We start from the raw sequence: 26,051 nt of genomic DNA, 5'->3' as shown, positions 1-26,051 counted from the left end.
CGGGAAAGCGAGCACTGCGACTTAAAACAAACCGAGAACGATGGCAACGCACACTGTGACTCAAGCACGCAGGGAACGAGTTCGCCGCGTCGGCATGGGTCTACAGAGAACACGGGAATGATCTACCACCGCAATAACGGCACCGCCCGTTGATATCGAGATGGACAGCCCACCGGGCTGTCCATTGCTCGAAATGACAAGAAACGGGACACGCTGCTTGAAATGACAAGGAACCCAGCCTAGGGCTCCCGCTGGGCGAAGAGCCCTGTGGGCTCTTCGCAGCAGCGAGCAGCGGTAGCGTCGCGAGCGTCGCACAAGACGCCGGGAGCTGTCAGCCGTCAGGCTGACTGAGGGTGGTTGGACCAGACACGTGCCTAGTGGGACCACCCCCAGACCTCGCATACGCTCGGCCAGCCCCCGCCAGCGGGGGCCCGCCAAGGCGTGACAAACCGGCTACGCCAGAATGCCCTAGGCGGATGTTGCCGTGTGAGACGTAAGACTTGGCCTACCGGCCCGGAGGGTGTCGAACACGGCAACATCCGCCGCCAAACACCGCAATCAGTCAAACAACCCAGAAACCAAAACAGAACGACAAAACGCACAGTGAGATCAACGAAGACGGGCACTGCAGCCCAAGACAAACCAGGAACAATAGCAAACGCACTGCGACTTAAAACAGACCAAGAACAATAGCAATGGACACTGTGACTCAAGCACGCAGGGAACGAGTTCGCCGCGTCGGCATGGGTCTACAGAGAACACGGGACGGACTATTATCGCCAAACGGCGTCGTCCGTTGATATCGACACGAACAGCCCACTGGGCTGTTCGTCCGGGGTGTCGAACACGGCAACATCCGCCGCAAACACCGGTTCAGGCAAACAACACAGAAACCAAAAAAACAGCAAAACGCACACTGAGAACAACGAAAATAGACACCGCAACTCGAGAGCAGTGACCAAACCAATTCGCCCTAAACACGCTCACCGCCCCTGCGGGGCAAGATTTCTCGACTCCGGCTACGCCTCCACTCGAAATGACAAGGAACGAAACGAACCGGCTACGCCAGAATGACAAAAAACGAGACGGGGCACTATGGATAAGCGACCGACATCAGGAAGGCGACGGGTGATGCGCTCAAGGCGCAGGAGCCGCTTGGGCACAAGTCGCCGGCCACGACGCAAATGTACTTGATTCTCGACACAGGACGATTTGAGAAAAGCCGTGACGGTGCTTGAGACATACGGGAGGCCGACTTGACCGTAATACAATATTGTGCTACATTGCTTATGTGGGACAGATGAGAGTGATTTTCGAGGAGCACAGCAACAAGCACGGACTGACGCCCGAGGATATCATCTACGCCGCCGAGCACATGATTGAATCCGACGAGATGAGATACAAGGGCGGATGGTATATGCGTTTTACCGGTCGCCATGACGACGCGTTGATGCCGGCAATCGGCGTCGTGCTCAAAATCAAGAACGGCTGCCTCCATGTCTATCATGCGGGACCGGGGACGGATGCCTTCTGGAATCTCCCGTTCGAGGAATGGGTGGAAAAGACCCGGCGCAGAACACGAAACAAAAAACGCTAGCCAAAACGACCAAACCAGAAAAGAGGAGTCAAAACCATGCCGCAGATAATCGAACGCGACGGTGTCACCATCATCCACCGCGAAGGGGCCGAAGCCCAGGAGCACATGAACGGACTGCTCATGGAACTGACCGGAACCGACAACATGGAGGACGCGCACATGGCGTTCGTCGGACGGCCGGCCCTGTCCAGCAAGTCCGAACCGTCGGTGGCCGTCCAGTTCCGCGTCCCGAAATCATGGAAACCGCAAATCGACCAGGACGCCGCGAAACAGGGCATGACCCTGAGCGAATACCTGCGCTCCCTCGTGGCCGCCGCCCACCGCGAACCGCAAGCCGCCTGATCCGACATCCCACAGAGCCAAGGAGAGCCGCCCAAGGGACGGCCCTCCTTTATTACGCCGGAATCACCCGGCCGGAATATTCGCCGTCAGATAGGCGTCTGTCTGTGTGCCGCCTTATATTGAAAACGAAGCCAGCCTTTTTCGAATGGTATGGAAGTAGGAGCCGGGTTCCCGTGTTTCATGGGCCCCGGCTCCCGCGCTATCTCCAAGCACCGGCAACGCCGCCACCCCCAAGCCACACGCGAAAGCAGATTTGTTTCTCTTGAGTAGCAGACGATATGCACACTGAGAACGGGATATATTGGGGCACCGCAACTTGGGAGGTGCGGGGAACGCACTGCTGCGCTGGCGGGATGGTGCGGAAGACACGGGATTGGCCAGCTACCGTTAACACGGCGCCGTCCGTTGAGGGCGACACGAACAGCGCACTGCGCTGTTCGTCTGTCTCGACAGCGTTGTAGACTGGCCGACGTTGCCAAACGGGCTGTAGCGCAGCTTGGTAGCGCGCTTCGTTCGGGACGAAGAGGCCGCGGGTTCAAATCCCGCCAGCCCGACAATAACAGGGAATCGCAGGAATACTGCGGTTCCCTCTTTTCATGACTTTTCGCGACCGACCATAACCGACCACAACCATAACCAACCACAACCACTCACATAGCTCGGGAGAGAGAGCCATGAAGAAAAGTTTGCTGGCGCTGGCATCCGGCGCGTTCATCCTCGGCGCGGCGGAGTTCGTGATGATGGGCATCCTGCCGCAGGTCGCGGACACGATGCGCGTGTCCATCCCCTTCGCCGGCAACTATATCTCCGCCTACGCCATCGGCGTGTGCGTCGGCACGCTGATGCTGGTGTTCGGGCGCAAAATCCGGCCGAAGCGACTGGTCATAGTGTTCATGGTGATTGCGCTGGTCGGCAACGCCCTGTCATGTTTCGCGCCGGACTCGCTGACGCTGATCGCCGCGCGGTTCATCTCCGGACTGCCGCACGGCGCGTTCTTCGGCACCGCCACCCTGATCGCCAAAACCGTGGCGGACAGGGGCAAGGAGGCGCAAGCCGTCTCGCTGATGGTGCTGGGGCAGACGGTTGCGAATATGCTCGGCGTGCCGGCGGGCACGCTGTTGGCCGAACATGTCAGCTGGCGCATGGCGTTCGCGGTGCTCGCCGGCTGGGCCGTGATGACGATTGCGCTGGTGACGGCTTGGGTGCCGGAGGTGCCGGCCGTGGAAGACAAGGGACTCGCCGGCCAGTTCCGTTTTCTCACGCGACGCGGCCCGTGGGTGATCCTGGCCGCCGTGTTCGTGGGCAATACCGGCGTGTTCTGCTGGTGGAGCTATGTGTCCAAGTGGCTGCAGGCGGTGGGCGGCTGGCCCAGTTCGCTCGTGCCGGCGATGATGGCGCTGGCCGGATTCGGCATGGTGGTGGGCGGTTTGCTTGGCGGCAAAATCACCGATTTGTGGCGCGCGGCGGGCACCGCGTCGATTGGCCAGATGTTTTCGCTGATTGGATTGGCGCTGGTGTTCCTGCTGCCGGGCAACCTTGTTTCCACGGCGATACTCACCTTCTGGATTGCATTGGGTTTGTTCTTCATCTCGTCGCCGCAACAACTGCTGATGGTCGAAGCCGGTGCGGGCGGTGGCGAGCTGGTCGCCGGCGCGGCGGTGCAGGTGGCGTTCAACGCCGGCAACGCGGTGGGTTCGCTGGTCGGCGGCTTGGCGCTGACCTGTTCCGGCATGAACTATCATTCCATCGGCTTGGCCGGCGTGCCGTTCGCCGCGCTGGCAGTCGCATTGCTGGCGTTCTATTCGATACGTTGCGAAAGCGACACCGACGCGATCAACCGTCTGCAGCGCATCGACGTCTGAGCACTTGAGAATAATCAATAATCACACAGCGGTTGCATAACAGCCAATCAGCTCGCTGTACTCGCGCTGCACCCTCATGTACTTTCATGCACCTTCACGTACCTTCATGCACACTCGGAACATGCGGCACAAACATGCGCCGCAATCGTATGCATACACGCGCGCATACAATGGAAACCATGAAGAATCCGCCGCTACATCGCTTCGCCACCCGCCCCGGTTTCTATTTCACCGACGATGGGGGCGCGGATGTCGTTGTACGTTCCGAAACCGCCGATCAGGTGTGGCTGAGCGTTCTGGAGGGCGAGCGCAAGCCGAGCGCCTTCTATCAGGATGCCATCCGGCTGTTCGAGACGCCGGACGTGCCGCTGGCCGAGCAGATACGCAACCACTCCGTGTGCTCGCGTATCGTCAAACAGTTCGGCGTGCGCGAAACCCTGTTCCGCATGGAAGGGCCGAATTACGGGCTGTGGTACGTGCATCTGCCCAAGGCGTGGGACGGCATGCATTACGGTTATCGCGCGGACGGCGCGTGGAATCCGAAACGCGACGTGCGGTTCAATCTGAACAAATTGCTGCTCGACCCGTATGGCAAAGGCATTGACGGCGTTATGGAACTGCACCCGGCCGCGTTTTCGTATGCGTGCGAAGTGGAGAACCGGCAGGTCAAGGGTTCGCCGATGGGTGAGATGAGCACTGTCGATTCGCTCGGTCACATGCCCATCTCCGTTGCCGTCGACGACCGCGATAACGCCAAGCATGATGGCGACCCCGACCACCCGCACGTGCCGTGGAGCAAAACCGTCATCTATGAGATGCATGTCAAGGGCTTCACGATGAACGCGCCGTGGCTACCCAAGGAGCTGCGCGGCACATACGCCGGCTTGGCGCACCCGGGAACCCTCGCGTACCTGCAGAATCTGGGCATCACCTCGGTGGAGCTGCTGCCCATCCAAGCCAAGCAGTCGGAGGTGTTTCTGCAGGAGAGCGGACGCACGAACTATTGGGGATATAACACCCTGAACTATTTCTGCCCCGAGCCCTCCTATGCCACCAAAGCGGCGCAGAAACAGGGCGCGACGGCCGTGCGGCAGGAAGTCATCGACATGGTCAAGGCTCTGCATGCGGCAGGTCTCGAAGTCATTATGGATGTGGTGTACAACCATTCGTGCGAGGGCGGCGTGGCTGGGCCGACGGTCTGCTGGCGCGGCCTCGACGAGCTGCCGTATTATCGGCACAACGACAACGACGGTCAGCTCGTGGACACCACCGGCTGCGGCAACACCTTCGACTTCACCAACACGCACGTCATCACCTTCGCCATCGATTCGCTGCGCTATTGGGCCAAGCGCATCGGCATCGACGGCTTCCGTTTCGATCTCGGCGTCTCGCTGGCGCGGCTCGACGGCAAGTTCACTCATCATCATCCGTTCCTGCACGCCTTGAGAAGCGACCTGCTGCTCGGCAATCTGAAACTCATCATGGAACCGTGGGACTTGGGCGACAACGGCTGGCGCACCGGGCAATTCTCCACCCCGTTCGGCGAATGGAACGACCGCTTCAGGGACGCCACGCGCCAGTTCTGGATCTGCGACGCGCAAGGCGGCGGCAAATCCAGCCACGTCGGCATGCAGGAGATGGCCACGCGCCTGTGCGGTTCGGCGGATCTGTTCGCCACGGAGCCGGGGCGCGGCGCGGCCAGCGCGGTCAATTTCGTCGCGTGCCACGACGGCTTCACACTGACGGATCTGACCCGATACAACAGCAAACACAACGAGGCGAACGGCGAGAACAACACCGACGGCTCCGACGGCAGTCTTTCAGCCAACTTCGGCGTTGAAGGGCCGAGCAAGAGCCCGGCGGTCGTCGCCAAGCGCGAGCAGGCGGCGTTGAACATGCTGGGCACGCTGCTGCTGTCGCTCGGCACACCGATGATTCTTGCGGGCGACGAGTTCGGCAATACGCAGAACGGCAACAATAACGCCTACTGCCAGGATGGGCCGATCAGCTATATGCAGTGGGATTGGGTCAAGTCGGGTGCCATAAAGAAGAACTGGCAGACTAGGCGCATGGAGGCTGTGGCCGAGCTGATCGCGTTGCGCAAGTCGCTGGACCTGTATCATCACGAGGATTTCTTCACTCGCCTGACGCAGATTGGGTTGCTCAAGCCTTCCAGCCGCGTGCAGTGGTTCCTGCCCGATGGCACTATGCCGATGGAGCAGGATTGGTTCGATTCCAGTCAGCGCAGTTTCGCCATGGAGCTGTTGAGCGACGATATGAACGTGCTGATTGTGATCAACGGGGAGAACGAGGAGCGGCAGTTCCATCTGCCTGTTCAGCAAATCTGGACGAGCGCCTGGTGCTCGACGCAGGTCAACGGCCAGTCGCCGCGCCGCGATGACGAGGGCGATTCCGGCAGTTCACTATGGACGTTCCCTGCCTTCAGCATCACCCTCATGCGCCAACAAAACTAGTTGGAGCTGGCACGGCGCAACACGTACCGTTCCTTCCTTGTCGTCCTGAGCGAAGCAAGGCACCGCCCCCTGCGGGGCAAGATTTCTCGACTGCGCTCCGCTCCGCTCGAAATGACAAAGAAGGGATTATTCGTCGGGGGTGGTGCGCTTGACGTTGTGGGCGCGCTCGACGGCGACGGTGAGTTTGTTGGAGTCGAAGGAGATGAAGCCGTCCGACACCTCGCACAGATGGCGCTCACCTCCCGGCTCAACCACGGTGAGCTTGCCCTGCTTGATCACCGTGAGCACCGGCTCGTGGTTGGGCAGGATGCCCATGTCACCTTCCGAGGCGGGAATCACCGCGGACACCGCCTCGCCGCTCCACACGGGGTGGTCGGCGGCGACGATGTTCACCTGCATTGTGGGTTGCTCAGCCATCACGCACCGAGTTCCTTTTGCATGTCGTGCCACTTCTGCTCGAGGTCGTCGATGCCGCCGATGCCCGAGAACGCCTGCTCCGGCACGTCGTCGTACACGCCGTCGCAGATGCGCGTGAAGGCCTCGATGGTTTCTTCGGCCGGCACGTAGGAACCGGGGCGGCCGGTGAACTTCTCGGCCACATAGAAGTTCTGGCCAAGGAACTGCTCGATCTTGCGGGCGCGGTTGACGGTGGTCTTGTCTTCCTCGCCAAGTTCGTCGATGCCGATCAGGGCGATGATGTCCTGCAATTCCTTGTTGCGCTGCAGAATCGCCTTGACGCGGTTGGCGCACTCGTAGTGGGCCTGGCCAACGTAACGCGGGTCGAGGATTCGCGAGGTGGAGCTCAACGGGTCCACAGCCGGGTAGATGCCCTTCGAGGCGATGTCACGCGACAGCTCGGTGGTGGCGTCCAAGTGGGCGAAGGTCGTGGCCGGAGCCGGGTCGGTGTAATCGTCGGCGGGCACGTAGATGGCCTGAAGCGAGGTGATGGAGTGGCCGCGCGTCGAGGTGATGCGCTCCTGCAACGAACCCATCTCATCGGCCAGGTTCGGCTGATAACCCACGGCGGAAGGCATGCGGCCCAGCAAGGTAGACACCTCGGAGCCGGCCTGCGTGAAGCGGAAGATGTTGTCGATGAACAGCAGCACGTCCTGATTCTGCACGTCGCGGAAATACTCGGCCATGGTCAGAGCCGTCAGCGGCACGCGCAGACGGGTGCCTGGCTGCTCATCCATCTGGCCGAACACCAGCGCCGTCTTCTCCAAGACGCCGGCCTCTTCCATTTCGCCGATCAGATCGTTGCCCTCACGGGTGCGTTCACCAACGCCGGCGAACACGGACACGCCGCCGTGGTTCTGCGCCACGCGCTGAATCATCTCCTGAATCAGCACCGTCTTGCCCACGCCTGCGCCGCCGAACAGACCGATCTTGCCGCCCTGCACATACGGGGTGAGCAAATCAATCACCTTGATGCCGGTCTCGAACATCTGGGTCTTGGACTCCAGCTGGTCGAATGCGGGCGGGTTGCGGTGGATGGGCCAGCGCTCGGTGATGGTGACGTTCTCGCCGTCCTTCTTGTTGAGGATGTTGCCGGACACGTCGAACACGTGGCCCTTGGTCACGTCGCCGACCGGCACGGAGATCGGGCCGCCGGTGTCGAGCACGGTGGCGCCGCGCACCAAGCCGTCGGTGGGCTTCAGGGCGACGGTGCGCACGGTGGAGTCGCCAAGGTGCTGCTCGACCTCAAGGGTGACCTTCTTGGCTGCCGCGCCCTCTTCGTCAACGCCGGCATCCGCAAGTTCCACGGTGAGCGCGTTGTAGATGTCGGGCAGATGGCCCACGGGGAATTCGACGTCGATAACCGAGCCCTGGATGCGCGTGACGCGCCCTGCGGTCGGTTCCAGAGTTGTTTGGTTCTCAGCCATATTCCTACTCTTCCTTCTTGTTCAGCGCGTCGGCGCTGCCGATGATTTCGGTAAGTTCCTGGGTGATCGAGGCCTGACGCGAGGCATTGAGCTTGCGGGTCAGTTCGTCGATCAGACTGCGGGCGTTGTCGGTCGCCGTATGCATGGCGTTCTGTCGGCTCGCGGTCTCGGAGGCCGCCGCCGTCAGCAGACATTCGTGGATGCGCGATTGGATGTACTTGGGCAGAATGGCGTCCAGCACCTTGTCGACGCTCGGCTCGAAAGCGTATAGCGCAGTGGCCGGCTTGTCCGCGCCATCGGCACCATCAACACCATCGATACCATCAGTGGTATCGCCCACCGCCGCGGCAACCGTCTGCTGATCGCCAAGCACCACCTGAACCGGCAGCATGCGCAGCACGCGCACCTTCTGCACCACCATATTGATGAACTCGGTGAACACAATGTAGAGTTCGGAAACCCCACCCTGGCTCGCCGGCTTCATATAGGCTTCCATCAGCGCGTTCGAAATCGCCTCCGCGACCTCGACACCAGGCTGATCGGTGTCGCCTTCCCATGTGCCGGCAATATCGCGGTTGCGGTATTTGTAATACGTCACTCCGCGACGGCCATACACATACAGCTCGGGCTGCTTGCCTTTCTCGTCAAGGCGGGCGAGCAGCGACTCCGTTTCGCGGATAATCGAGGAGGTGTACGGGCCAGCCATGCCACGATCCGAAGTGAGGGCGAGGACAGCCACACGCGGGTTGTCCCCGTTCTTCTTCACGATCGGGTGGTCGATGCTGGTATGGGCCACGAGCGCTTGCACGGCGTCGAAAATCGCATCGGTGTACGGCTTCGCGTTCAGGGCGACGTCACGTGCCCTGGCGATATGCGAAGACGCGATCATCTCCTGGGCGTTGAAGATCTTCTCCAACGAGCCTGTGGAGGCGATGCGGGATTTCAATGCGAGTTGCGAGCCCATAGGTCACTTCTCTTTCGCGACGATCTTTTCCTGCTCAACCGGCGTGGCGTTCTTCACGTCAGGCTTCTTCTCGACCAGAGGCTTGCCGGCGCTGGTCACGAAAGTCTCACGGAACGCTTCCACGGCCTTGTCAAGCGCGGCCTCGGTGTCGGACGTGAAGTCCTCGGTGTCACGAATGGTCTTGAGGATATCGGTGTTGTGCTCCAGATAATCCAGCAGACCCTTCTCAAACGGCAGCACGTCATCGAGCGGCAGGTCATCCATCTTGCCGTGGGTACCGGCCCACACGGAAACGACTTCCTGCTCCATCGAGTACGGCGAGAACTGCGGCTGCTTGAGCAGTTCGGTCAGGTGCGAACCGCGGTTCAGCTGAGCCTTGGACGCCGCGTCCAGATCGGAGGCGAACATCGCGAAGGATTCCAGCGAGCGGTATTGCGCCAAGGAAATCTTCAGCGTGCCGGAGACCTTCTTCAGCGCCTTGGTCTGCGCGGCACCGCCCACTCGGGACACGGAGATGCCCACGTCCACGGCGGGGCGCTGGTTGGCGTTGAACAGATCGGACTGCAGGAAGATCTGGCCGTCGGTGATGGAGATCACGTTGGTCGGAATGTATGCGGACACGTCGTTCGCCTTCGTCTCGACAATCGGCAGGCCGGTCATCGAGCCACCGCCGAGGTCGTCGGAGACCTTGGCGCAGCGCTCCAGCAGACGGGAGTGCAGGTAGAAGACGTCGCCCGGATAGGCTTCGCGCCCCGGCGGGCGGCGCAGCAGCAGCGAAATCGAACGGTAGGCTTCAGCCTGCTTCGACAGATCATCGAAGACGATAAGCACATGCTTGCCGTTGTACATCCAGTGCTGGCCGATGGCCGAGCCGGTGTAGGGGGCGATGTACTTGAAGCCCGCGGAGTCGGAAGCCGGGGACGCCACAATGGTGGTGTATTCCATGGCACCGGACTCTTCGAGCGACTGCTTGACCGAGGCGATGGTGGAACCCTTCTGGCCGATGGCCACGTAGATGCAACGCACCTGCTTCTTCGGGTCGCCGGATTGCCAGTTCGCCTTCTGGTTGATAATCGTGTCGATGGCGATGGCAGTCTTGCCGGTCTGGCGGTCGCCGATGATGAGCTGGCGCTGGCCGCGGCCGATAGGGGTCATGGCGTCAATGGCCTTCAAACCAGTGGACATCGGCTCGTCGACCGGGTGGCGGTGCATCACGTCAGGCGCCTGAGCCTCAAGGATGCGCAGGCCTTCGCTCTTGATCTCACCCAAGCCGTCAAGCGGACGACCCAGCGGGTCCACGACGCGCCCCAGATAGCCGTCGCCCACGGGCACGGAGAGCACTTCGCCGGTGCGACGCACTTCCTGGCCTTCCTCGATGCCTGCGAAGTCGCCGAGGATGACCACGCCGATCTCGCGGGCGTCAAGGTTGAACGCCAATCCCTGCGTGCCGTCCTCGAAAGTCAGCAGCTCGTTGGCCATACAACCAGGCAACCCCGTCACGTGCGCAATGCCGTCGCCGGCCGTGGCGACATAACCCACCTCCTGAGTGGGCATGTCGCTCGGCTTGTACGCCTGGACGAAATCGTCCAGCGCCTTGCGCACCGAGGCAGGATCGATGGTAAGTTCTGCCATGATCTCTCCTTTATTGTTGTGTCAAAAATCCTTAAGGTTCCGTTATTGGCCGTTATTGGCCGGTGTCGGCCTGTGTTGGCCGTTGGCCGCTATGCGGTGGCCTTCACGGTTCGTTGCAAATGGTCCAGTTGCGCGATCACGGTGTTGTCGGTGACTTCGTCGCCCACCTGCACGCGCATGCCGCCGAGCACCGTCGGGTCGACCACCGAATTGATGTGCACGCCGCGACCGACCTTCTTCGAGTAGATGGCAATGAGCTTGTCGATCTGCTCGTCGGTCAGCGGGGTGGCGGTGGTGACGGTGACCATCGACTCGCCCATGTGGCGCGAGAACTTGTTGATCAGCCACTGGATGGTTGCCAGATAGCGGCGATTGCGCAGATTGCAGGTGGCATGTTCGGCCAAGCGCATCGTGACCTTGTCGAAGTCCTTGTCCGCGAACAGCGCGCGGAAGAACTTGACGCGAGTCTCGCTGGACACGGAATCGTCATAGAGCTTGGAACGCACCACGGGCAGGTTCAGCAGCGAGGAGTGCAGCTGGGCCAGCTCGATCGAGACCTGCAGGGTGGTGCCTTGGGCGTCCGCGTAATACATCATGGCGTCCACGCCGAAATCCTCCACCGCATTGGCGATATCGCTCACGCGGCTGAAGCGGCGCCCAACCAGATCGGTCATGATCTCCATCGTCATCGGATGCGCCTGGTCACCGAGCAGAGTGTTCAGCACGGCGACCTTGTCTTCGGCAGGGCGTGACGGATCGGTCAGCGCGCGCTCGACGTGCACGTTGTGATCGAGCAGGGAGGTGATGGCGAACAGTTCGTTGCCGATGCGCCACGCCTCGTCACGGGTGTCACGCAGCTTGGGTGCCAACGAATCACGCGATTCGCGATCCGCTATGCGCGATGCTTCTCCTCGCATGAACTCACCTGCCTTTCACTTACCTGATGTCACTTATATGTCGTTTTGATGCCGCTACTACTTGCCCGCGTTGCTCGCGTCCATATGATCGATCATCTGATCAATCATGGAAGACTGCACTTTGCTGTCCTGAAGCTCGCTACCCAAAATCTTGCCGGCCAGCGCCGTGGCCAGCACGCCGACCTCGCCCTTGAGCGAGACGAGAGCCTGCTGGTGCTGCGAGGCGATGGAACGCTGCGCGTTGGCGGTGATCTGCTCGGCGTCGGACTCGGCGCGGGAGCGGGCGTCGGCGATGATGTGCGAGGCTTCGGTGCGGGCGTCGTCACGAATCTTGGAGGCTTCGACGCGAGCCGTGCTCAGCTGCGCCTCGTACTTCTCCTTCGCGGCGTTGGCGTCGGCCTGAGCCTTCTCGGCGTTGGCGATGCCACCCTCGATCTTCCTGGCGCGTTCGTCGAAAATCGCGTTGAACTTCGGCATGAAGAACTTATAGAAAAACACTGCGACGATGAGCAAGATGATCAGCGACCACACGATGTCATAGACCTCGGGGATGAACAGGCTGATGCCGCTCTTTTCTTCCGCCAATGCTGTCATGAAGTCCTCCTTTCCGTCACTATTTGGAAGTATTCGGAACTATTGAAGAAATGTCTACTGCCGGTTGCCGCGATGTATCAGATAATCAGAGCCGCGACGAAGCCGATCAGGGCGAGCACCTCAACCAGAGCCAGACCGATGAACATGATGACCTGAATCTTGCCGGACATCTCGGGCTGGCGGGCGGTGGACTCCATGGCCTTGCCGAACAGGATGCCCAGACCGATGCCGGGGCCAAGCGTGGCCAAGCCGTAACCGACAACGGACAGGTTGCCTGCAACCTCAGCGAGGGTGATGATGTTCATTTCCTTTTCCTTTCTAACGTTACGTTCAACGTTATAAATCTTTAATATTCCTTTATTCTTCTATTCTTCCGGGTAGCTCAGGTTGAGATACACCGTGGCGAGAATGGCGAAAACATAAGCCTGCAGGAACGCGACGAACGCCTCGAAGCAGGTCAGCGCCGCGGCACCAACGAACCACAGGGCGCCAACCGGCACGCCCACCAGATGATTGACGGTGTCAACCATCCAATACTGGGTGAAGGCGATGCATGTGGCGACCAGCAAGTGGCCGGAAATCATGTTGGCGAACAGTCGGATGGTCAGCGAGGCCGGGCGGATGATCAGCAACTCAAGCAGCTGAATCGGCGCAAGCAGAATGTACACCGGCCACGGCACGCCGGGGGTGAACAGCTCATGGCGCAGATAGTGGCCGAGGCCCTGTTCGCGGATGGCGACGATCCAGTATTGGATGAGCACCCACACGGCGAACACGAGCGGCATGACCACGGTGGCCGTGGCCGCGATGTTCGCGCCGGGGATGACGCCGCACAGATTGAACACGAAGATGGTGAAGAAGATGGTGGCGATCATCGGCACGTAGCGCTTGCCGCGCACCTCGCCCATCACGTCGTAGACAACCTTGTCGCGCACGAACTCGATGCCGTATTCGACAACCCCCTGCCAGCGGCCGGGGATGAGCTTGGCTTTCGCGGCCGTGCGGCCCAGCACCAGCAGCAGCACGATGGTCGCGATGATGCGCACGAGAATGATGCGGTTGATGGCGAACGGCGTGCCTTGGAACAGAATCTCGGGGGGCAGGAAGTCGTTGATGCTTGGCAGATTGGGTTCTGACGCGGCGGCCAGTGACAACCCAGCGCTGACTGCATTCATACTTACGCCTCCTGCTATTTGAAGCCTGCTTGCCAGTCTAGCCCACGATGTTCGGGTTATGTGACCACCCGGTTACGGGTGTGGTCGCGCTGGAAACATCTTCAATTATTCGCTTGTTTCGCGGCAAATCCAGCCTGCCGGAGCGTGAGGCGAGCGCCCCCGTTGCTCGTGGCGGGCCTTCAACCCCGAGTGACTGATGGCGATTATTAGCCGCCGTCTAGACAAAGCTCGCTCGTGGGCGACAGGCCTTGATTTTGCTTGGGTTGCTGGGTGTTTCGCCGCGCGGCGGGGTGAGCGGGTGGTAACTAGACAGACGCCGTGGGTTTGCCGCAGACGAGTGGGGGGTTAGCGGGTTGGCGGGGTTAGCGGGGTCAGCAGGGTTAACAGGATTAGCGCTGCAGCGGCACCACGCCGTAGCCGTCGTTCAGGAAGGGCGTGAAGCCGTCGCGGCGCGGGCCGCCCGGCTCGTGGCGAATCGAGCGATCGGTGCCGAGACGCTTGTGCGCGCGCAGTTGCGGAACCTCCGTGAGGTCGTAGGGCGTGGTTTGGTACACCCAGTTCAGCCAGTTGCGCCACAGCAGGTTGGCATGCGCGCGCCAGGAGAACAGCGGCTCCAGCTCGGGGTCATCGTGCGGGAAATAGTTTTGCGGGAACGGCACGTTGTTGAGCCCCTTGGCCATGTCACGCTCATATTCCTCAGCGAGCGTCATCTTGCCGTATTCCCAATGCCCCAGCGCGAACACCTCGGAGAAATCGCGCGTGGCGATCAAGCCCGGGCCGGACTGCGGCCCCCACGTGAGAATCTGCAGATCCGGGTTGGCGCGCAGCTGCTCCTCATCCACGCCGGCCAGACGCGAGTGCGGCTGCAGGGCGATCTCGTCGAATCCGTTGGTCAGGAAGCAGTATTCGTCTTGCAGGTATTGGGGGAACACGCCGAAAATCTTCTCGGGCAGGTCGACTTTGTCGATGCCGTAGCGCTCGTGCAGTGCGGCCATCGCTCCCCAGCACAGATACACGGTGGAGAACACGTGCGTGCAGGCCCAGTCGAGGATGCGCTTGAACTCGTCCCAATAATCGACCTGCTCGAACTGCAGATGCTCGACCGGCGCGCCGGTGATGATCAGGCCGTCATAATAGTTGTCTTGAAACGCTTCGAGGTTTTCGTAGAACTTGACGAGGTGGTCGGCGGACACATGCGCGGCCTCGTGCGTGGAGGTTTTCATGAAGTCGATCTCGACCTGCAGCGGGCTTTTGGAAATCAGGCGCAGCAGTTGCGTTTCGGTTTCGATCTTCTTGGGCATGAGGTTCAGAATCACCAGTTTGAGGGGGCGCACGCGCTGACGTTCCGCCTCGGGTTTTTCCAGCGCGAAGATGCGTTCCGAGTCGAGGATGTCTCTGGCCGGCAGGCCACTGGGGATTTTGATAGGCATGGTTCTTATTATGCAACTATTATGCAACGCCTCGCGCCTTATAACGCGTGAGGAGCTTGCAAAACTGTTTCACGGACGGTTTCACAGTGGTTTCACGAAGTGTTTCACAAGGCGGTTCCGCGTATATGCCTTATGGGGGCTTGACGCGAAATGATGCCGCGGAACAGTTCCGCGCACAGCAAAACGACACGCCCGGGGTTGACTTCTGCGGCAGCGCGCCTATCGTAGATAAAGCTGTCATTTTAGACAAGCCGACGCGGGGTGGAGCAGCTCGGTAGCTCGCTGGGCTCATAACCCAGAGGTCCATGGTTCAAATCCATGCCCCGCTACCAACGCCAAAGCTAGGAATTCCAGCGATTCCTAGCTTTTTTGTTTTCCGAGCCACGATTGCCGGCTCTTCGCGGAACCGGGCAGAATCTGGACAAAACCGCTGACCAGTTGGCCGAAACCGACTTCGACATGTCCTCTCGTGCCGCGCTTTCGAGCGGACATCACCGTTCAGGATTGGGTTGTTTAGGGGTTGGGCGGCGAGAGGATCCGGGCTTTTATTTCGCTTATGCCAATTATCGAGCCGAGGAACAGCGAGACGGCGGAGATGGTGGTGATGATGGCGTGGGAGTGAGGCAAGCTCCACACAGGGCCGATCGAACCGACCAGCACGGCCAGCGCGGGCAGAACGGTGAGGGTGAGCCATTTGAGCATTTGATACAGCTTTTCCGGCAGGAACCAGTTGAGAATCTGGGCACCTGCGTAACCGTCCGCGACATCCGGGCTAGTGGGCTGCGGGCTAGTGGGCTGCGGACTGACGGCGCTCATGCCAACTGCATCCGCCGTGCCCCGGGCCTCGGGAGCTGGTGCGCCGAGTTCGGCGATGGTCTGGACGGAGACCTTCTTGTCGGTTGGGTCAACGGTGGCTAGAGTGCTGACTTCTGTAGTGTGGGCATCCGCAGTGCCGGTGTCTGCGGTGTTGGTATCAGCAGTACTAGTGTTTTCGCGATTGGTGTTTTTGCGTTTCGCCATAGTTGCTCCTTTAGTTAATGATGAGAGTTTGTCCGGGATAGATGAGGTTTGCGTCAGCTATGCCGTTGATCTGCTGCAGGTGCTGCCACGAGGTGCCAAACTTGGCGGCGATGCCGCTGAGGGTGTCGCCGGGCTGCACCGTGTAGGTGGTGCTGGCATTGGCACCGCCTCTCGCGCCGCTGATGGTCAGCACTTCTCCGGGGAAGATGAGGTTCGGATTGCCGGAGCGATAACCGCTGATGTCGCCGATGGACACACCGAAGCGCGCGGCAATGGCGGACAGGGTGTCGCCGGGTTGCACGGTGTAGGTGGTGCCACTCTGGGCCGGGGCCGGAGCCGGAGCCGGCGTCGGGGCAGACGGGGCAGCATTCATATTCGCACCGCCTGTGGCATAGCGATTCCAAGCGCTGCGGTCGCCATAGAATTTATTCAAATCGAGATTCTCACCCCAACCATTGAGCTGACCACTGGAAGTGTACTGACGGATGGCGCACTCGTAAGTCCCCTCGTTCCACGGGGTGTCCTGATAGCCGGTGGCGTTCTCCGAAGCGTATTCGGCAACCCACATACCACAGTTATGCCGATCAGCCACAGACCTGACCGGGCCGTAACGGCTCTCCTCCACATAAATCATCGGCGGAATGCCTGTGCGCGCAACGACCTGACTAACCACGGCATCCAAATAGGATTCGTCCCCCCACGCGCTATTTTCGTCGGACTCCCAATCGAGAGCCAAGACACCCTTGCCAACCCAGCCCTGACAGTTGTCAACGAAATAATTGGCCTCACCCACGGCGTCGCCGCCACCAATGTAGTGATAGACGCCGAACAGCTTGTCCAAACCCCGCGCTTGCTCAACTGCGCGCGCACAGTCGGGATTGATATAGCCAGTGCCCTGCGTCGCCTTGACAATCACGAAATCGCAAGGAACGGCGGACAAATCAATGCCCGTCTGCGCGCTTGAGATGTCGATACCCTGAAGAGTCATTTACATTAAGCCTCCTTTCCACTCCTTCGCGCGTGGAAAAGTTCCGGCCAATCTTACCGGGGTAAAAAACGGGCGCATACACCCTTACAAGGCGCGAGTATCGAGACTTAAGGTGCGGCACGTCGTCTACGGGAAATGCGGCCGAACCGGCAATCGTCCGGCTCGGCCACATCATTCGGCTACTTAGTCACATCATCAGGCGGCAAGCCCGGCGGCAGGCACCATGCCCGCCCGCGGCCCGGACGAGAACGAGTTTTCGGCTTTTAAAAGCTCCACCTCGGCCTGCAGTTCGCGGATCCTCTCCCTGTAGTATTCCTCGTCGCGTTTCCCCATGACCCGCTGCCTTTCCACCGCGCGGCGTTTGTCCTGACGCGCTTGGCACTTGCGCCCGTCGCCGCACGTCTCGGGCGAGCCCGCCAAGTCGAGCACGCCGCGCCGTTCGGCCTCCTTCCAGCGGTAAGTCGCGCGTTCGATGCGCTTGTAGCCGATCAGCCGGGCCGGCATGCCGGCGGACGCGAAGATCGCGCCGGGCTTCTCGCCCGCATTGTAGCGGCGCATGAACTCGCATTTGAACTTGTCGTTGTACATGATGTGCGTGTCGTACACGCGCTCCACCGCGTCGAGGGATTCGAGGTGCCCTCGTTCTTCCTTCGTGAACCTTCCGTTTTCCATGGCGTGTCCTTTCTCTCGAGTCACTTCCCATGCCGCCTGCTGCGGGCGAGGAGGCACAGTCCGGCGGCGAGGCAGACCAGCAGCGCGCCTATGAGGGCGACGGTGCTGGCGGTCGCACCGGTTTGGGCGAGCGGCGCGGCGGGTGTTGTTGCTGCGTCCGCCGATGTTGCTGTGTCCGCGGGTGCGGTATCCGCGGGGGTAGCGTCCGCAGGAGTGGTATCCGCGGGTGCCGTGCCCGCCGGCGTGGTGGCCGCAGGCGTAGTATCCGTGGGTGTAGTGCCAGCCGGCGTGGTGTCCGTCGGCGTGGTGCCCGCAGACGTAGTGCCTTCACCGGTGCCGGTGGTCGTGTCGGGCTTGGTAGCCGCGGAATTCGCCGACCATTGCGCGTACACGGTTGTCGGGGTGGGCTTCAACGTGAACTTGCTACCGGGCGCGACGCTGTCACCCGAACCATCCGCCTTCGTGTTCCACCCGGTGAACGTCCAGCCGTCCACCTTGTAGCCATTCGCGCTGACGGTGACCTGCTGGCCGGTCACGCCGGTCGTGTCGGGCGTGTTGCCCGTCGCCTTGTCACGATTCGCCTTATAGGTGATGGACGACGGAAGCGCCTTCCACTGCGCGTACACGACGGTCGGCTGGGCTTTCAGCGTGAACTGGCTGCCGGGCGTAATCGCATCGCCCGAACCATCCGCCTTCGTGTTCCACCCGGCGAACCCGTAGCCATCGCGCGTGAACTTGTTGTCGCTGACGGTGACTTTCTGGCCGGTCGCACCCGTCGTGTCCGACATGGAACCAGTGCCGCCGTTCGCGTTGTAGGTGAGCTTGCTGGCGTTCGCCGTCCACTGCGCGTAAACGGTCAGGGATGTCGCGGGGCAGGGAATGGTCGCGCCGTCCGCATACGCGGTCCCTTTGCCGTCCGCCTTGGTGTTCCACCCGGCAAACGTGTAACCTTCGCGCGTAAAACTATTGGAGGTGAGCTTGCACTGCTCGCCGACCTTGCCGGTGACGGGCGACATGCTGCCGGTGCCGCCGTTCGGGTCGAACGTGATTGAAGTCGTGCTCCCCTCCCACTGGGCGTACAGGGTGACCGTGCCGCCGGCCGTGGCCGTCAGGTTTTTCACCGACTGGCCGTTCGTGTACGACGTGCCTTTGCCGTCCGCCTTCGTGTTCCACCCGGCGAGCGTGTAACCGGTACGCGTAAGCCCGTTCGCACTCAGCGTCTGCTCCTTGTCATACGTGAACGACTGGGCTTCCATTGAACCCGCTGCATCAGCCACGTTCTTATCGAACTGCACCTTGTATTCAATCGGCTTGAACGGCGTATACGTCGCGGCGGCACCCCCCGGAATAAGCGACGCCGAATCATACGACTCACCCGTGCCCATATTGCGCCACTTCTGGATATTCGTATACCCCGTACGCGCGGCCGAACCGTCGGGCTCACCCAGATTAGGCCCTCCCTTCGCTCCCGCCGTCCAGTCGTCGTTATATCCCGCAATACCGGGCTGTTGAGTGAAATTCTTTCCCAGCTTCAACTCCTGCAGCTTGGAAAGACTGTTAAGCATGTAGCCGATTTTCGTCACATTCGACGTGTCGAAGCTCGACACGTCCAACGACACCAACGACTTGCAGTGGGAGAACATGTAGCTCATATTCGTCACCTTCGACGTGTCGAAGTTCGACAAGTCCAGTTCCGTCAGCCCCGAACTGCAGAACATGTCGTACATGTTCGTCACGTTCGACGTGTTCCACTTCGACACGTCCAGTTTCGTCAACGACTTGCAGTCGCGGAACATGCTGCTCATGCTTATCACGTTCCGCGTGTCGAAGTTTGACACATCCAGTTTCGCCAACGAGTCGGAACCTTTGAACATTTCGTGCATGTACACGACGTTGGAGGTGTTGAACTTCGTCACGTCCAATTCCGTCAACGACCAGCAATTCCAGAACATTTCGCCCATGTTCGTCACATTGGACGTGTCGATCTTGTCGAGGTTGTTGATGGAGACAAGCCTGGGGATCCTGTCGAACAGCATGAACGAAACCGTGGGGAACCTCGGGTATGCGCCGTCCGCGCCGTACACCACGTCCCACATGCTGGAGTCAACGCTGCTTGCGGTCGCGCAACCCCTCACGGAACCGTCCGGCACGTTGGTGGTGGTGTTGCCGAGGCCGGCATCCCAACACGTCCCCTTGGTGGGAATGCTGTTCTGGAACGTGATGGTGCGAACATCGTACTTTTCGATATCGCCACCGAAGGTGGGACCACGGTGGAGTGTCCCCGGCCCGTCCGCCGCTTGAGCGGGGGTAGCGCTCGTCGGGCAGAGCGCGGCCATTACAAGCAGGGCGGACAGTCCCGCCAATAGTCGCTGCCATGTTTTCCGGCGGGTGGTTTTTATGATCGTGTTTCTCATTTTCGTCTCCTTGTTGAAGTTTCTAAAAGCAAGGGGCGGGCTACGGGTGAATGTCTGCCCGCCCTTTTGCCATACCGCGTGGTCTGCGCTTTGTCAGGCGGCGTGACGCCGCTTGCACACCTGGAAGTAGACGGCGTTCGTGACCAGGCCGCATACGGCCAGCAGGATCACGATCCCCGCGAACCACGCGACGCCCGCGCCCGTCCGGGCGAGAGGTTCGGACTTGCCCGACCAGTCGTCCGGGTCGGACTCGACCCTGGTGTCCGCGCAGTAGGTTTGGCCGTCGATGGTGACGGTCTTGATCTGCTTGTCGGACTTGCCGTCGTCATCGGACTGGTCGGACTTGTCATCGGACTTGCCGTCGGTCTTGTCGGTCTTGTCGTCGGTCTTCTTGCCTTCCACGAACGGGTCGGATTCCTCCACCGGGCAACTCACCAACGGGGTGCCGGAGACCTTGGCGCGATCGGTGTGCTTCTCGGTGACGCCCTTGAGGGTGCCATGCACATCCACGCTCTCCCCGGGCTTCAAGACCAAGGTGTCCCAGTTGTCCGGGTACTTCAGGTCGGTCACAGTGCCGTCGCCGGCGACCGTGGAATCCTCAAGCTCGAGATCCCTGACCTGGAAGACCGCACCCTCACCGCTCTCCTCGTCCGTCTTGGACGTGTTGGTGATTGTGAACGTGATATCCGTGTCACCGGTCACGGTCAGCGCGTCCTTGGTGTCATCACGGTCGCCGTCGGGGAAGCCGGACTTCGTGTCCCACTTCTCGACGCTGATCGACGGGGTCAGATCCGGGGTCTTCGTCCACACGATGTTCGACTCGCGGTCCACGCCGTTGAACCGTTCGGCGAACTGGTTCTCGTGGCGTTCGGTGAACTTCACGCGCCTGCACTGGATGTGCGCGCGCCAACCGGCCTCATGCGCACCGTCCGCGCTCACAAGCTTCAGATACGCGTCGGTGGCCTTGATAGTGACCAGTCCCTTGTCGCTGGACGTGGCGGTGAACAGGTCGCCACCGAACTTCGAGCTGTCGAAGTTCTTGCCCGCCAGCTTGTCGCCCTTCTTGGCCAACACCTTGCCGTCCTTGTACAGGTCGGCCGCGGCGTACACGGCCCAGTTGCCCGTGTACTGGTCATACTCCGGGTCGAGCTGGTCGCTGACTGTCCAATCGGCCACATCCTGGTAGGCGCGGTTCGCCGGCACCACGGACGAATCCAACTGGTACAGGAACAGGCGATCCTTGTACACGCTCTTGCCGTTCATACTCTCGCCATCAACCTTGACGGTCACATCCTTGGACGGGTTAATCGGCTTCAACGGATTGCTCACCGTGTTCGTCACGTCCTTGCGGTCGTTGGTGATCTGGGTAGCGGTGTTCTTCACCACGTAACCGTCCGTGACCTTGACCACCGTGTACGGCAGGATCACCTGGTACTGCTGGCCCAGCAGGTTCTGGTCGATCGACGGGTCCTTCAACGGGTCGAGCGTCTTCTCGCTGTACGCCTTCAGGTCGGTCGGCTGCGGGTCGCCCTTGACGGTTTCGCCCGTGGCGGGGATCTCGGTGTCCACGGTCTTGGCGAACACGTAGACCACGCCGTCCTTCAACTGGACGTTGAACTTGCCGGTCACGTCCTTGCCGTCCGCGCCCAACACCTCGATCTTCGTCTGGTCGACGCTCAGATACTCGTCGTCGAAGTCATCGACCATGCCCAAGCGCTGCACCTTGTATGCGGTGTTGTCCTCGGTGATGTTCTTCGCGTCCAGGGTGACCACGTAATTACCGGTCTCGCCCAACAGCAAGGTCTTGCCGTCAATCGAAATGGTCGCGTCCTTCGAAGACATGTCCGCCTTTTCAGGGGTGATGTCGGGCGGGTCGTTGTAGACCTCGTTCGACGGGGTGATCGAGTTGTTGATAACCAGTTCATACTGATTCGTGAACTCGTTCTTCGTCGCGGGCACATCCTTGCTTACGGTGCCCTCGAAACGCACCAGCAAGCGAGGCGTGCCGCCGGCCTTCCACTGTTCGAGCAGTTTCGCGCCGGTGATGGTCACCGTGAACGTGTGCTTGGCATCGTCCCACTTGGTCGTGTACTTCTTCTTGCTGACCGGAAGACCGGTGCTCAAGTCCGTCAGCTCCAACGTCTGCTTGTCCGGAGTCAGATACTCATCGTAGGAATCCACGAACCCGACGGTCTTGACCTTGTAGGCAAGGCTGGTGGGCAGCGTCGGCTGGGTGGTCAGCGTGTACTCGACCTTCTGGCCGGGGAACACAACCTTGCCGTTGATGTCCTCGTGGTCGCCACCCTGAGACGCTTCGGCCTCCACGTTCTTCGGATTCGGCGGGATATAACCGCAGATGTACGGTTCGTTCGTGTTCTGGGTCTCGTTGTTGACCTTCTCGCTGGCCTTGTTGGTCAGCTTCGTGCCGTCCGCCGCCGTGCAGAACGTGACCTCCGCGTTCGCGGCCTTCTTGAAGTCCTTGCGCACCTGGGCCGCGCCCTTGCCGTTCGCGAAGTTAATGACACCCGGCAGCAACAGGGTGATCTGCTTCGGGGATTTCAACCCGACCTGCGCCGCGCGGTATTCGGCCTTCGCGGTGGCGGTCACCTTCGTGCCCTCGACCTTGATGTCGAAACTCGAGGTCACGTCCTTGCCCTTGTTGGCGATGTCCGAAACGCTGGACTTCGCGTCGGTGGTCGCGTCGGCCTCGTACACGCGGATCTTCGACGTGTCGGAAGTCAAATCCCAGATGTAGTCCGCGTTCGTGTAGTCGTCGGTCAGGGTGATGTCGGTGACCTTGACCAAATCGTTGGCGATGGTGCCGTTGACCACGCTGGCGACCTGGTCACCGTCGAGGAACGTCAACGCGTCCGCGCCGGTCTTGTTGGTCTCGTCCGGGTCGATGACCGTCTGCCATTTGCCGTCGTCGCCGAGCTTGATCCAGCTCTTGTCCGGGTTCGGGCTCCACTCCTTGACGGGCGGATTATTGCCGGTGATGGTCTGCCTGTTCCACTTCTCCCAGACTCCGTTGGTCATGCTGGCCTTCTGCCCGGCGGACAGCATGCCCTTTTTGAACAAGCCCTTGATGGTCACGCGCACCTTGCGATCGTTCGCCTGGTTGATGGTCGTGCCAAGCAGGCTCTGCTTGGCGGACACCCACACCTTGTTGTTCTCCTTGTGCACGTCGAAGCTCGAGGTCGCCTCCTTGCCATCGATCGTGACGGCCACGGTCGCGGCATCCAAATCCACGTACTTCGCGCTTGCGGAGAAGTCGTCGCCGAGTTCGTACGCGGTCATGTTCGCCGCGAGATTCTTCGGCAAAGTACCGTTGACGGTCACACCGAAATCGTCCTGCTGGACGAACGTGTGCGTGTCCGCGTTCACGTTGTTCTTCCACGCCGAATCCGACGCGCTGGCAGCTTGGGTCTGGTCGGCGCTCCACGTCTTGTCCGGCTTGGGCAGGCGAACCAGCACGGGCGGGTCGTTGCCGGTGATGTCCTGGTTGTTCCACTTCTCCCAGCACCCGTTGGTCATGCTGGCCTCCTGGCCCGCGGAGATGACGCCCTCCTTGAACGTGCCCTTGATGGTCACGCGCACCTTGCGATCGGCCGACTGGTTGGCGGACGCGCCAAGCAGGCTCTGCTTGCCGGTGACCCATATCTTGTTGCCCTCCTTGTGCACGTCGAAACTCGAGGTCGCCTCCTTGCCGTCGATCGTGACGCGCACGGTCGAAGAATCAAAGTTCGCGTACTTCGCGCTTGCGGAGAAGTCGTCGCCGAGCTCGTACGCGGTCATGTTCGCAGCAAGATTCTTCGGCAAAGTACCGTTGACGGTCACGCTGAAATCGTCCTGCGGGACGAACGTGTGCGTGTCCGCGTTGACCTTGTTGCTCCACGCCGAATCGGAAGCGGTCGAGGCCTGGGTCTGGTCCGCGCTCCATATCTTGTCCGGCTTGGGGTTACGCACCCACACCGGCGGGTCGTTCGTCGGCTTGGACTCGTTGTTCCACTTCTCCGACGCGCTGTTCGTCAGCTTCTTCTCGGTCACCGCATATTCGACAGAGGGCGCCTTGTAGATGATGCCGCCGATATACAGCTTCACTGGCCTGTCCTTGGTGCCCATAGCGGTCTTCAGCAGGAAGCTCGACTTGGCCGTGGCGGTCGTGGTGTGCTTGGCGGTGTCGATCGCGATGTCGAAGTTCGACGTCTCGTCCTTGCCATCCACATACACCTTGACCTGATCCTTGTGGTTCCAGTCAATCCACTTCGCGCTGTCCGACCAATCATCCGTAATGCTGTAGCTCGTGAACGGGTTCAGCAAATGCCCGGGAATCCTGCCATTGACAACCGCACCAATCGAATCACCGGTAACGAACGTCTTGGTGTCGGAACCCTTGTTGTTGGTCTTGTCCGGGTCGGACGCGGTTAGCGCGCCCTTCGCATCCAACACCCACACCTTGTTCGGGTCGGGCGTGATCTTCGAGACCTCACGACTGTCGCCCACCTGGCAGGTGTTGTTGTCGCCGCCGTAACACACCTTGCTGTCGTCCTTGATGGTGTAATCCTTGCCGGTTGGCTTCGCCGCCTGCGGCACGTTCAGCACATACTGGCCGGGCACCGTGTTGTCCACGCGCGCCTTGACGATACGCTTGCCCGCCTCACTGTCGTCCACACTGACCGCGGCCGCCACCGTCTTGCCGGACGGGTCGGAAACCGTGACCTTGCTCAAATCGTCCTTGTCAACCGCGCCAATCCACACATCCTTTGTGTCAATCGTGTCGTACAGCCACAAATGCGTCGCGGCGTTCGACTGCGCGCGCACATGCGCGGTGTACAACGACCCGCTGGCAAGCTGCCGGTTCGCATCCGTCACCGCACTGCCATCCGCGGCGGTCAAATCCTTGGACGGAGGCGGGGTCGCGACATTCCACGACTCCGACGCCTCATTCTCGCCATACAAGTCCAGCCCGGCGGACATCTTGCTCGTCTGCGGAATCGCGACGTCAAACCAGTATTTTCCGGCCGGCCAGACCTTCCAGTCCGCCTTGAGGTCGCACGCCCAAAACTCGGGCAAATCGGACGTGCCCTCGTTCGGCGCGGTGAAGTCCTTCTTCGCCTCCAACGCGGTCCCGTCAACGCCCTTCCAGTGCAACGTCACCTTGCCGCTCACGTCCTCCGCGATCGAGGAGCCGGAGCGCGACAGGGTAAGCTTGTCATGCACCGCGCCCGTCTGACCCGCCGTCGTCACACCAGACGACGCCTCGGTCGAACCAGTCAGCGTGTAGTTCGGCGGGGCGGGCTGGTCCTTGGCGAGCACGATTACACGCAGAGACGCATCCAGTTTGGAGTCCACACTCGACTCGGCAAGCTTGCTGACACTGCGCGTGCCCTTCTTGTCGGTCCACTGCGTGTCGACATTCCAAGTGGTGCCGTTGTAGGTGTAGGTCTTATTCTCAGTAGCAGTCTTAAAGGCGGTCGTCCAAGTGTCCTTGACATCGACATGGTTCGCGGCCCACCACTTGCCGTCGCCAATCGCGACGCCCACGCCAACCAGACGGCAATCAGCGCTATCGGTGCCGGTGTAGGAGGCCACGCACTCGGCGTTCGCGGCATTGATGGAATTGTTAATGACCGTGTCGGCGTCTGTATCGCCCTCGTTGACCGAATAGCCCATCTCGGTCAGCGCGGCCCTGACACCCGCATTGGTCGCCGCCCACGAGTCCTTGACTTTCCACACAACCGACATGTCGGCAGGCTTGTCGCCACCGCCGCCATCCTCGCCCTTGCCGCCGCCGTCTCCTGCGGACGCTCTCGGTGTCGCTGCGACCAGCAAAGCCATCGAAGCGACCAGCGCCATGAGGACAGCCATCCATCGCCGTAATTTCACGCTCATTTCTTCCTCCTATACGGTGGGGTTGTGGACCCGTCCAGCTGCGTTGCCGGACGGGTGATTCGAGACTGACAGATATCGCCCGCTTACCGGGTGGTTTTCAGGCAATGTGGTCGAAGCCCCCTGTTCCCGGGCGTGTTGTGGATAATTGCCGCGCCGGGTTATGCACATGACACCGCTCGCGAGTCGTTGAAACGC

General features: G+C 60.8%; 18 protein-coding genes and 2 tRNA genes. 6 read left to right on the top strand and 14 right to left on the bottom strand.

Annotated features, from left to right (window positions below; translation table 11 throughout):
* Positions 1 to 1,300: 1,300 nt before the first annotated feature.
* The 5 genes from G1C94_RS03125 (at position 1,301) to glgX (ending at position 6,275) form a co-directional block, all read left to right on the top strand.
* Entirely contained in the window at positions 1,301 to 1,597 is a 297-nt protein-coding gene (locus tag G1C94_RS03125) for a hypothetical protein (protein WP_216656804.1), read from the top strand.
* Positions 1,598 to 1,633: 36 nt separating this feature from the next.
* The gene (locus G1C94_RS03120; RefSeq protein ID WP_172144558.1) at positions 1,634 to 1,939 is read left to right on the top strand and encodes a hypothetical protein; all 306 of its coding nucleotides are present in this window, start codon (positions 1,634 to 1,636) and stop codon (positions 1,937 to 1,939) included.
* A gap of 480 nt (positions 1,940 to 2,419) precedes the next feature.
* Positions 2,420 to 2,493, top strand: a tRNA-Pro gene (locus tag G1C94_RS03115).
* A 120-nt stretch (positions 2,494 to 2,613) separates the two neighbouring features.
* Positions 2,614 to 3,801, top strand: coding sequence for an MFS transporter (locus tag G1C94_RS03110; protein WP_172144556.1), 1,188 nt, complete (start codon positions 2,614 to 2,616; stop codon positions 3,799 to 3,801).
* 179 nt (positions 3,802 to 3,980) lie between these two features.
* Positions 3,981 to 6,275, top strand: a complete 2,295-nt coding sequence (gene glgX / locus G1C94_RS03105; RefSeq protein WP_172144554.1) for a glycogen debranching protein GlgX — start codon at positions 3,981 to 3,983, stop codon at positions 6,273 to 6,275.
* A gap of 126 nt (positions 6,276 to 6,401) precedes the next feature.
* Here glgX and G1C94_RS03100 read toward each other — a convergent pair whose 3' ends face one another.
* The 9 genes from G1C94_RS03100 to G1C94_RS03060 all read right to left on the bottom strand — a co-directional run bounded on the left by G1C94_RS03100 (position 6,402) and on the right by G1C94_RS03060 (position 14,870).
* Positions 6,402 to 6,692, bottom strand: coding sequence for a F0F1 ATP synthase subunit epsilon (locus G1C94_RS03100; RefSeq protein WP_172144552.1), 291 nt, complete (start codon positions 6,690 to 6,692; stop codon positions 6,402 to 6,404).
* Complete coding sequence (gene atpD, locus G1C94_RS03095; RefSeq protein ID WP_172144550.1) at positions 6,692 to 8,158, bottom strand: F0F1 ATP synthase subunit beta; 1,467 nt, start codon at positions 8,156 to 8,158, stop codon at positions 6,692 to 6,694. The genes G1C94_RS03100 and atpD overlap by 1 nt, the downstream gene beginning before the upstream one ends.
* Positions 8,159 to 8,162: 4 nt before the next feature.
* Positions 8,163 to 9,122 carry a F0F1 ATP synthase subunit gamma gene (locus G1C94_RS03090; RefSeq protein WP_172144548.1) on the bottom strand — a complete coding sequence of 320 codons (960 nt, stop codon included), beginning with the start codon at positions 9,120 to 9,122 and terminating at the stop codon, positions 8,163 to 8,165.
* A gap of 3 nt (positions 9,123 to 9,125) precedes the next feature.
* Positions 9,126 to 10,754 carry a F0F1 ATP synthase subunit alpha gene (atpA, locus tag G1C94_RS03085; RefSeq protein WP_172144546.1) on the bottom strand — a complete coding sequence of 543 codons (1,629 nt, stop codon included), beginning with the start codon at positions 10,752 to 10,754 and terminating at the stop codon, positions 9,126 to 9,128.
* A gap of 89 nt (positions 10,755 to 10,843) precedes the next feature.
* Entirely contained in the window at positions 10,844 to 11,671 is an 828-nt protein-coding gene (locus G1C94_RS03080) for a F0F1 ATP synthase subunit delta (RefSeq protein WP_172144544.1), read from the bottom strand.
* A gap of 57 nt (positions 11,672 to 11,728) precedes the next feature.
* Positions 11,729 to 12,265 carry a F0F1 ATP synthase subunit B gene (locus G1C94_RS03075; RefSeq protein WP_417852146.1) on the bottom strand — a complete coding sequence of 179 codons (537 nt, stop codon included), beginning with the start codon at positions 12,263 to 12,265 and terminating at the stop codon, positions 11,729 to 11,731.
* Between the two features lie 77 nt (positions 12,266 to 12,342).
* Positions 12,343 to 12,570, bottom strand: coding sequence for an ATP synthase F0 subunit C (gene atpE / locus G1C94_RS03070; RefSeq protein WP_172144542.1), 228 nt, complete (start codon positions 12,568 to 12,570; stop codon positions 12,343 to 12,345).
* Positions 12,571 to 12,630: 60 nt separating this feature from the next.
* Positions 12,631 to 13,440 (bottom strand): F0F1 ATP synthase subunit A, encoded by an 810-nt coding sequence (gene atpB, locus G1C94_RS03065; RefSeq protein WP_172144540.1) that lies wholly within the window; start codon positions 13,438 to 13,440, stop codon positions 12,631 to 12,633.
* Between the two features lie 389 nt (positions 13,441 to 13,829).
* Complete coding sequence (locus G1C94_RS03060; RefSeq protein WP_172144538.1) at positions 13,830 to 14,870, bottom strand: homoserine O-succinyltransferase; 1,041 nt, start codon at positions 14,868 to 14,870, stop codon at positions 13,830 to 13,832.
* 255 nt (positions 14,871 to 15,125) lie between these two features.
* Between G1C94_RS03060 and G1C94_RS03055 the strand changes: the two genes are divergently transcribed.
* Positions 15,126 to 15,202: transfer RNA gene (locus G1C94_RS03055), tRNA-Met, on the top strand.
* Positions 15,203 to 15,383: 181 nt separating this feature from the next.
* Here the strand turns inward: G1C94_RS03055 and G1C94_RS07755 are convergent.
* The 5 genes from G1C94_RS07755 to G1C94_RS07750 form a co-directional block, all read right to left on the bottom strand.
* The gene (locus G1C94_RS07755) at positions 15,384 to 15,890 is read right to left on the bottom strand and encodes a phage holin (RefSeq protein ID WP_253902292.1); all 507 of its coding nucleotides are present in this window, start codon (positions 15,888 to 15,890) and stop codon (positions 15,384 to 15,386) included.
* 10 nt (positions 15,891 to 15,900) lie between these two features.
* Positions 15,901 to 16,878: a LysM peptidoglycan-binding domain-containing protein gene (locus G1C94_RS03045; protein WP_172144536.1), complete on the bottom strand. Its 978-nt coding sequence runs from the start codon at positions 16,876 to 16,878 to the stop codon at positions 15,901 to 15,903.
* A 195-nt stretch (positions 16,879 to 17,073) separates the two neighbouring features.
* Complete coding sequence (locus G1C94_RS03040; RefSeq protein WP_172144534.1) at positions 17,074 to 17,550, bottom strand: hypothetical protein; 477 nt, start codon at positions 17,548 to 17,550, stop codon at positions 17,074 to 17,076.
* Positions 17,551 to 17,570: 20 nt separating this feature from the next.
* Complete coding sequence (locus tag G1C94_RS03035) at positions 17,571 to 19,964, bottom strand: BspA family leucine-rich repeat surface protein (RefSeq protein WP_172144532.1); 2,394 nt, start codon at positions 19,962 to 19,964, stop codon at positions 17,571 to 17,573.
* Between the two features lie 93 nt (positions 19,965 to 20,057).
* Positions 20,058 to 25,856 (bottom strand): LPXTG cell wall anchor domain-containing protein, encoded by a 5,799-nt coding sequence (locus G1C94_RS07750; protein ID WP_253902291.1) that lies wholly within the window; start codon positions 25,854 to 25,856, stop codon positions 20,058 to 20,060.
* Positions 25,857 to 26,051: the final 195 nt, after the last annotated feature.

This window comes from Bifidobacterium panos (assembly GCF_012932445.1).
GTDB classification, from domain to species: Bacteria; Actinomycetota; Actinomycetes; order Actinomycetales; family Bifidobacteriaceae; genus Bifidobacterium; species Bifidobacterium panos.
Note: the sequence above shows the minus strand (reverse complement) of the source record. Positions and strands in the feature narration are given on the sequence as shown.